This window comes from Streptomyces atriruber (assembly GCF_001418325.1).
GTDB classification, from domain to species: Bacteria; Actinomycetota; Actinomycetes; order Streptomycetales; family Streptomycetaceae; genus Streptomyces; species Streptomyces atriruber.
Genome location: NZ_LIPN01000501.1, coordinates 1 through 8,064, shown reverse-complemented (window position 1 = coordinate 8,064; position 8,064 = coordinate 1). Strand labels below are relative to the sequence as shown.

Below are 8,064 nucleotides of genomic sequence, written 5' to 3'. Positions count from 1 at the left end.
GCCGCCACCGCCCGCCGGGTCAACAGGTCAGGAGATACAGCCGGTCTTGCCGGCGGCGCTGATGCAGCCGCTCTTCGGCGTGGCGCTGATGCAGCCGTCCTTCGCGCCCTGGGCCGAGTTGACGGCGACCCACTTCTGCCACACGGACTCCTGCGTCATGCGCTTGATGAGCTGTTCCACGGTGAAACCTCCATGGTTGGTCGGCACGCTGTGCCGAGGGGGGTGGGACACCGGGGGCCGGGCGTTCGATGCCCGGCCCCCGGAGCAGGGGGGAAACGGTGAGCGGCGGGTGGCGTGCGAGGGCCGTCAGGCCTTGGCCACCGGAAGCGTCTTCATGCGGACGGCTTCCGTGCCGCTGTCGTTGTGCCGCAGCGCCCAGTTCTCCAGCGTCGTGCGGCAGGCGTGGTCCAGGTGGCGGACCTCCGTCAGGTCCAGCTCGATGGGCCGGTCCTGAGGCATGGCTTCCAGCGTCTCCAGGATGCGGGGGAGCCGCAGGAACGTGGCGTTCCCGGTGAGGGTCACCACCATCCGGCCGTCGGACAACTCCCTTACGTCCACCTGGACATGGGAGGTGTCCCAGGCGGACTTGGCCACCGCGAGCACCAGACCGAGGACGACGCCCTCGAACATGTTGGTCACCACGATGGCGATCGCCGTGACGGCGAGGACGACCGCCTCGCCGCGGTGGGCGCGGGCGAGCGGGACGATCTCCTTGACGGGGATCAGTTTGCAGCCCGCGTGCACCAGCACACCGGCCAGCGCCGCCAGCGGGATGACGCCGAGCGCGGCCGGCAGGAGCACCGCGAACAGCAGGAGCCACACGCCGTGCAGGATCCGGGAGAGCGGCGTGCGGGCGCCCGCCTGGACGTTGGCGGAGCTGCGGACGATGACCGCGGTCATCGGCAGGGCGCCGAGCACGCCGCACACCGTGTTGCCGACGCCCTGGGCGACGAGCTCCTTGTCGTAGTGCGTGCGGGGCCCGTCGTGCATGCGGTCCACGGCCGCCGCGCTGAACAGCGACTCGGCCGACGCGATCAGCGTGAAGGCGAGGACCGTGCCGAGCACGGCCATGCTGCCGAGCTCCGCGAGATCGCCGAACCCCGGCGGCTGGATGGCGTCGACCATGCCGCGCACCGAAACGTTCGCCACGTCGAGGCCGAACCCGGCGGTCACGGCCGTGGCGAGGGCCACGGCGGCCAGTGGGGCGGGCACGGCGCGGGCCGCGGAGGGCAGCTTCGGCCACAGCACGAGGACGGCGATCGTGCCGAGTCCGACGGCCGCGGCGGTCAGCGCCGTGGTGTCCCCGACGGTGTCGGCGAGCAGCCCGGGCAGGCCGGTGATCTTGTCGATGCCGGAGAGCGGCTGCTTCGCCCCGGCCATGGTGTAGAGCTGGCCGAAGATCAGCACGAGGCCGATGCCCGCCAGCATGCCCTGGACGACGGAGACGGATATCGCGCGAAACCAACGGCCGCAGCGGAGCAGGCCGAGGGCGATCTGGAGCGCGCCGGTGAGCAGCACGATCGCGCCGAGCATGCTGAGCCCGAACTCGCGCACGGCCTCGAAGACGAGCACGGTCAGTCCGGCGGCGGGACCGCTCACCTGCAGGGCGCTGCCCGGCAGACAGCCGACGACGATGCCGCCGACGATGCCGGTGACCAGGCCCAGTTCGGCCGGTACGCCCGAGGCGACCGCGACACCGACGCAGAGCGGCAGGGCCACGAGGAAGACGACGAGTGAGGCGAGGATGTCCCGGCGCAGTACGCCCGGCTCGCGCAGTGCGCGGAAGGGCTCGCGCAGGGGGGAGGGAGGAGAGGGAAGGGTGGACATGAGGGTGGGGGTCCTGTCGTGGGTGCGGGCCGGTCAGAGGATCGCGGCGGCGCTCACAGGGGACTGAACGAAGGCCTCCCGGTGTCCGGCGGGCGGTGGGCGGAGACGGTGCCCGTGTGGACTTCGTAGTACCAGGCGTGCAGGGTGAGGGAGCCGTCGGCGACCCGCTCCTGCACGCAGGGGTACGCCCGCAGCCTCTCGACCTGCGCCAGTACGTGCGTCTGCACGGCTTCCGACACGTCGGGGGAGTTCGCAGCCAGTGAGCGCAGGGCGGCGTCCGGGGCGACGGAGTGCTCCAGCCAGTCGCGCACGGCCGGGACCGCCGAGAGGTCTTCGCGCCGCACCAGGGCTCCCACCGCACCGCAGTGCGAGTGCCCGCAGACGACGATGTCGCGGACTCCGAGCACGCACACCGCGTACTCGATGGTGGCCGCCTCGCTCATGGGGCCGTCGACGCGGCCTTCGGGTGCGGCCGTGGGGTAGGGCGGGACGACATTGCCCGCGGTACGGAGTTCGAAGAGCTCGCCGGGGCGTGCTCCAGTGATCAGGGCCGGAACGACGCGCGAATCGGAGCACGTGACGAACAGGGCTTCGGGTGACTGCCCGGCCTCGAGGGCCTGGAAGGCCGCTGCGTTCCGGGGGTCCGCCACGTGTGTCGTGGCGAACGAACGGGCGTTGTCGATCAGTGTTTTCAAGGTGGCCTGCCTCCTGCGTCGCTCCGGCGGGCCGGGACGCGGTGTGGTCGGGTCGATGGTGACGGCGGGGCGGCACTGGCCCGCCGTGACGGTGGGCGCCTGTCGCCCCGGTGACAGCCTGGACGGCCGTCGTGACCATCACTTTGCCATCGCATTACCGATGGATGACAGAGCAAAATCTTGCCAAAGAATGAGTAATTACAGCCCCTGAACAGGGAATTGGTCCAGCAATCAACCGTTGGGTAAAGATCGCGGTGCAGATTGTGTGCGTGATGTGAAGCAGATTTGTTCGCGCCGCGTTGCACTCGCACCGACCCGGCAGCGGGCGGCCGTCCGCCGGACATAGGCTGACGACGCAGACGAGTCGTGAGCGGTCGGAAAGTGGGGAAGCATGCCGGACACTTCGTTCCAGGGACAAGTCGTCGACACGGAACCGGCGCCGCACGTGTTCCTCGTCGTGGGCATCCCGGGCTCGGGAAAGAGCTCCGTGTCGGACGCGCTCGCCCGCAGGTTCCCCCTCGGCGCGCACATCGAGGGCGACCACCTCCAGGACCTGATCGTCTCGGGGAACCACCTGCCCAAACCCGAGGAGGACGTCGAGGCCGACCGCCAACTCCTCCTGCGCGCACGCAATGGAGCGGTCCTCGCCCGCAGCTTCCACGCCGCCGGGGTCGTTCCCGTCATCGACGACGTGGTCGTCCGGCGCGCGCACCTCGAGTTCTACCGGGAGCACCTCAAGGACCTGCCGCTGCGCCTGATCGTCCTTGCCCCGTCGATGGACGTCGTCTCGCGGCGGCTCACCGCACGGGACAAGGTCCTCGCCGACGACTGGTCGTTCCTCGACGAGGCCATGCGGAGCGAACTCCGGGGCGAGGGCGAGTGGTTCGACAGCTCCGGGCTGTCCCTGGACGAGACGGTAGACGCCATCCTGGCGAACAGCTGACGCATCCGTCCGGCGGCGGACGGGATCCCCGAAGGGACGAGCCATGGCCCCAGACCTCACGCGCACCACGGTCGGCATCGTCGGCGCGGGCCCCGCGGGCCTCATGCTCTCCCACCTCCTGGCGCGCGGGGGCATCGACTCGGTCGTGGTCGACCACCGCACCCGGGCGCAGATCGAGGGCACCAGCCGGGCGGGGATCCTGGAGGCCGACAGCGTCCGGCTGCTCACCGGCACCGGAGTCTCCGACCGCGTCCTGCGCGACGGGCGACGGCACGCAGGCATCGAGCTGCGGTTCGAAGGCGTCGGCCATCGGATCGACTTCCAGGAGCTGGTCGGCGAGAGCGTGTGGCTCTACCCGCAGACCGACGTGTTCACCGACCTCGCCGACGCCCGCGAGCGTGACGGCGCGGACGTCCGCTTCGGCATCACGGGAACCCGGGTCGTCGACCTGACGACGGAACGCCCGGGGATCCTGTTCGACGACGCCGACGGGCGGCCCGGCGAGGTGCGGTGCGACATCCTGGTCGGTGCCGACGGGGCGCACGGCGTGTGCCGGTCCGCGGTGCCCGAGGCATCGCGCACGCACTACTTCCGCGCGTACCCCTTCGCCTGGTTCGGCGTCCTCGTCGAGGCGCCGCCCAGCGCCGCCGAACTCGTCTACACCCACTCCCGACAGGGCTTCGCACTCATCAGCCAGCGCACCGAGACCGTCCAGCGCATGTACTTCCAGTGCGACCCGGACGAGGACCCGGCAAACTGGTCCGACGACCGGATCTGGGCGGAACTGCAGGCGAGGGTGGACGGTCCGGACGGCTTCTCCCTCAAGGAGGGGCCCGTCACGGACCGCTCGGTCCTGCGCTTCCGCAGCCTGGTGTGCGAGCCGATGCGCTACGGCAGCATGCTGCTGGCCGGGGACGCCGCCCACACCGTCCCGCCGACCGGGGCGAAGGGGCTCAACCTCGCCCTGGCCGACGTGCGGGTGCTCGCCGAAGCGGTGGAGAGCGCCGTCCGCAGGCGTGACCGCAGCGCCCTGGACACGTACGGACCCCGGGCGCTGCGCCGCGTATGGCGGGCCCAGCACTTCTCCTACTGGATGACGTCGATGCTGCACCGGTCGCCCGATGCCACGGACTTCGATGTGCGCCGCCAGCTGGGCGAGCTGGCCGCCGTGGTGGACTCCGCGGCCGGATCGACGTACCTCGCCGAGGCCTACACGGGATGGCCCGGCTGACCCGGACAGCGCACGGGCGGAGCCTCATCGGCCGCGGTGCCCCACCCCCGTCGGAGCACCCTGCCGCGACGCGGATCAGGGATAGGAGACCACCGTCGAGGGCACGGTCGAGCTGCCCGACGTGGCGGACCCGGTGTCGTTGATGACGTGCTCGTACTGCCCCTTGCCTCCGAGCGACACGACCAGGAGGTCGTGGAACTTGACGCCGGATGTCCGCGGAGCGGCGAAGCCGTGGTCCTGGCGGATCGAGGGGTCCGAGGTGTAGTTGCAGTAGCTGCCCATGCCCCAGCCCTCGTGGGACGTCACGGAGCCGTCGACCTTGTAGGCGGCGAAGCCCTTGACGTTCCCGTCCTGGATCGCGGCCTGGTCGGGTGCGTCGTACGCCTTCTCGTTCTGGTAGAAGATCGTGCGCCCCCGCTGTCCGGACCACCGCACGTCGTACTTGTTGAAGTGCTCCACGAACAGGCCGGTCGCCAGGACGTCGTCACCGCGGACGTGCACCCCGTGGTCCGCGCGATTGGTCTCCCAGCCCACTCCGGCACCGTGGTCGGCGCGCCACACCCAGGTGTGGTCGATGATCGTGTGACGGCTGTTGACCTCCATGCTGAGCGTGGCCTTGCCGGGTCCGGCGCCGCCGATCCTGATGAACACGTCCTGGACGGTGATCGGGTTGGCGGAGTGGTCCTTGGCCGAACCCTGCGGCCCGACCTGGAGCAGCACGGTGGAGTTGACCGGCCCGGCGTCGATGAGGAATCCGGCGAGCCGCACCCCGTCCACGTCGGCGACCTTCATGGCGGACGCGCCGCCGTCGGGCACCAGCGTCGCGTAGCCGAGCCCGAGCACCACGGTGTTGGCGCGGTTCACCTCGACGGCGCGGTCCAGGTGGTAGATGCCGGGCGTCAGCAGCAGGTGGAGGCCCTGGGCGAGGGCCGCGTTCATCGTGGCGGCGCTGGTGCCCGGCTTGGCGACGTAGAACTGGTCGAGCGGCAGTGACGTGCCGCGGGGAGTGCCGCTGCCCCAGGTCGTGCCGCGCGCGTTGGTCCGCTTCTCCGGCAGGAACACCCGGTAGTTGGCGCCGTCGAGGTACAGGAAGGGCTTCTCGCGCGAGATCGGGGTGGTCTGCAGCGTGGTGTACGGGGGGTTCGGGAAGCTCTGCCCCGGCGCGCCCTCGACCCCGGAGAACACCATGTTCCAGACGGCGTTGAGCCAGCCGCCCACGGAGCTGTCGCGGGTGTACCACTGCTGCTGCGAGTACGGGCCCACGCTGCCGTCGATCCTGCTGTCGGCGATGTAACCGCCGCTCGCCCAGCCGTAGCCGTTGGGCGCGAGGTTGAGCCCGCCCCTGATGTGCATCCGGCGGAAGGGGGCCGCCTGCGCCACGGCCCACCGGTTGGTGCCGTTGACAGGGGTGAGCGCGAGGTTCTCCGCCGAACGCCAGAAGTTCTGCGTGGCGTTGCCGTTGAACCAGCCGGCGTCGACGGTCACGTCTCCGTTGATCGACGTGTCGTCGGGGGAGAGGCCGAGGCCCGCGATCGAGGTGTAGAAGCCGAGCTGGGCGTTGAGCCCGTTGTACGTGCCCGGCTTGAAGAACAGCGCATAGCGCCCGGTGCCGAACTGGGCGCTCTCCTGCTCCTTGAAGATCTGGTCGAGTCTGGCCTGGATGCCGGAGGTGGAGGGCGAGAAGACGATCACGTTGGGCCCGAGATCGCCGCCGCCCGGCAGTGCGGCGGCGGGAGTCCGCGCCGCCGCGGGCGTGGCGGCGGCGGTGGTGGCCAGACCGGCGCCGGCGGCCGACGCGGCGATGGCGCCCAGAACGGTGCGGCGTGTGGGGGTGGTTGGCATGGGGCTCTCCTGTTTCAGGAAGTGAACGATCAGGGGCCGAGGGAGCGCTCTCTTGACCGGGAATAGTTCATCCGAGTGAGGGGCGCGTCAAGAGGTTGCTCGGTAGTTGCCGGTGTTGTCCCTGCTGGCAGTTCAAAAAACCGCTGTACAAACCCAGTTGGTGGTTGGGGTCCGTGGTGTGCGGCCGTTGCGAGGGGCGAGCGGCGCCGTGGCGCGGGGGTGGCTCGGAAGCGTTCACTTTCTATTGACACGCTCGCGCCAGGACCGCAACACTCCGAATTGGGAGAGCGCTCTCCCGCATCTCTCCCGCTCCATTCCCGTTCGATTCCAGATCCGTTCCCGACCGACTCGGCAGGAGGTCTCCATGGCACGGAGATCGAAGATCGTCTCAGGGTTACTGATATCCGGCGCGCTCCTGGTGACCTCGCTGGGGGTGGGCGGGATGGCGGCGGGCGCGGACTCCGCCCCCACCCCCGCCCCCGCTTCCGCGCACCACCAGGGACACACGATGGCGGCCTCCACGGTCGCCGCCGCGGAGGACCCCGACGGCGACGGCACCATCGCGGCGAAGTCGCCGGTCACCGGCGTGCGGCCGTCGGTGAAGGAGCCGCCTCACCGCTACTTCCACGAGTTCCAGGCCAACTGCTCGGTGACGCACACCAGGCCGGACGACCCGATCGTCTATCCGGGCCAGCCGGGCAAGTCCCACGACCACACCTTCATGGGCAACACGACGACGGACGCGCACAGCACCGCGGACTCCCTGAAGAGGGGCAACACCGCGTGCAAGGCGCCCGGTGACAAGTCGGCGTACTGGATGCCCACCCTCCTGGAGAACGGTGAACCGGTCCTTCCGGTGGGCCCGCAGGTCATCTACTACAAGGCGGGTGTCACCGACTACACCAGCGTGCGCCCGTTCCCGGAGGGGCTGCGCTACGTCGTCGGCAGCCCGATGCAGACCGCCGAGGAGTTCCGCCGCCACCCCGGCTTCGTCGAGGGGTGGGAGTGCGGCGAGAGCTACTTCAACGTCGACATCCCCAAGAACTGCCCGACGTCGGCGGACACCCAGCTCAACATCCGTTTCCAGGCCCCGAGTTGCTGGGACGGCAAGAACCTCGACACGCCGGACCACCAGAGCCATATGTCGTACCCGACGGTGAAGGCGGGTACGAACGACGACGTCTGCCCGACGTCCCACCCGGTGGCGCTGCCGATGATCGAGTTCAAGATGGCGTTCCCCGTCAACGGTGACCTCTCGAAGGTGAGACTGGCGAGCGGCGAGGGCCATTCGTTCCACTACGACTTCTTCAACGCCTGGGACCCCGCGACGCTCAAGGCCCTGGTCGACCACTGCGTCGTCGGCGGGCTGCAGTGCAACGCCCGCGGGTACGACGAGACCCACCCCGAAGCGGGCGCAGCGCTCGACGAGAACTACGAACTGCCTTGACCACACCGCTCGTTCGAGGCCTTCGGCCCGACGCCGACCCGCGTCGGGCCGCCCCCCCCCCTGGCAGCCAGCACCAGCC

General features: G+C 70.2%; 7 protein-coding genes. 3 read left to right on the top strand and 4 right to left on the bottom strand.

All coding sequences use genetic code 11. From position 1 onward, the window contains the following. Positions 1–27: 27 nt before the first annotated feature. From AOK03_RS43295 to AOK03_RS37050, 3 genes are all read right to left on the bottom strand, one after another. Positions 28–180, bottom strand: coding sequence for a hypothetical protein (locus AOK03_RS43295; protein ID WP_167355684.1), 153 nt, complete (start codon positions 178–180; stop codon positions 28–30). A gap of 126 nt (positions 181–306) precedes the next feature. Then, positions 307–1,827: a SulP family inorganic anion transporter gene (locus AOK03_RS37055; protein WP_055569769.1), complete on the bottom strand. Its 1,521-nt coding sequence runs from the start codon at positions 1,825–1,827 to the stop codon at positions 307–309. A 53-nt stretch (positions 1,828–1,880) separates the two neighbouring features. Then, entirely contained in the window at positions 1,881–2,522 is a 642-nt protein-coding gene (locus AOK03_RS37050) for a carbonic anhydrase (RefSeq protein ID WP_055569768.1), read from the bottom strand. A 391-nt stretch (positions 2,523–2,913) separates the two neighbouring features. On the opposite strand from AOK03_RS37050, the gene AOK03_RS37045 reads away from it, so the two are divergent. Beyond that, complete coding sequence (locus tag AOK03_RS37045) at positions 2,914–3,465, top strand: AAA family ATPase (RefSeq protein ID WP_055569767.1); 552 nt, start codon at positions 2,914–2,916, stop codon at positions 3,463–3,465. Positions 3,466–3,508: 43 nt separating this feature from the next. Further along, on the top strand, positions 3,509–4,696 hold the full coding sequence (locus tag AOK03_RS37040; protein WP_055569766.1) for a 4-hydroxybenzoate 3-monooxygenase: 1,188 nt from the start codon (positions 3,509–3,511) through the stop codon (positions 4,694–4,696). Positions 4,697–4,771: 75 nt separating this feature from the next. Here the strand turns inward: AOK03_RS37040 and AOK03_RS37035 are convergent, their stop codons facing one another. After that, positions 4,772–6,538 carry a hypothetical protein gene (locus tag AOK03_RS37035; RefSeq protein ID WP_055569765.1) on the bottom strand — a complete coding sequence of 589 codons (1,767 nt, stop codon included), beginning with the start codon at positions 6,536–6,538 and terminating at the stop codon, positions 4,772–4,774. A 364-nt stretch (positions 6,539–6,902) separates the two neighbouring features. Between AOK03_RS37035 and AOK03_RS37030 the strand changes: the two genes are divergently transcribed. Beyond that, positions 6,903–7,985 carry a DUF1996 domain-containing protein gene (locus tag AOK03_RS37030; protein ID WP_055569764.1) on the top strand — a complete coding sequence of 361 codons (1,083 nt, stop codon included), beginning with the start codon at positions 6,903–6,905 and terminating at the stop codon, positions 7,983–7,985. Positions 7,986–8,064: the final 79 nt, after the last annotated feature.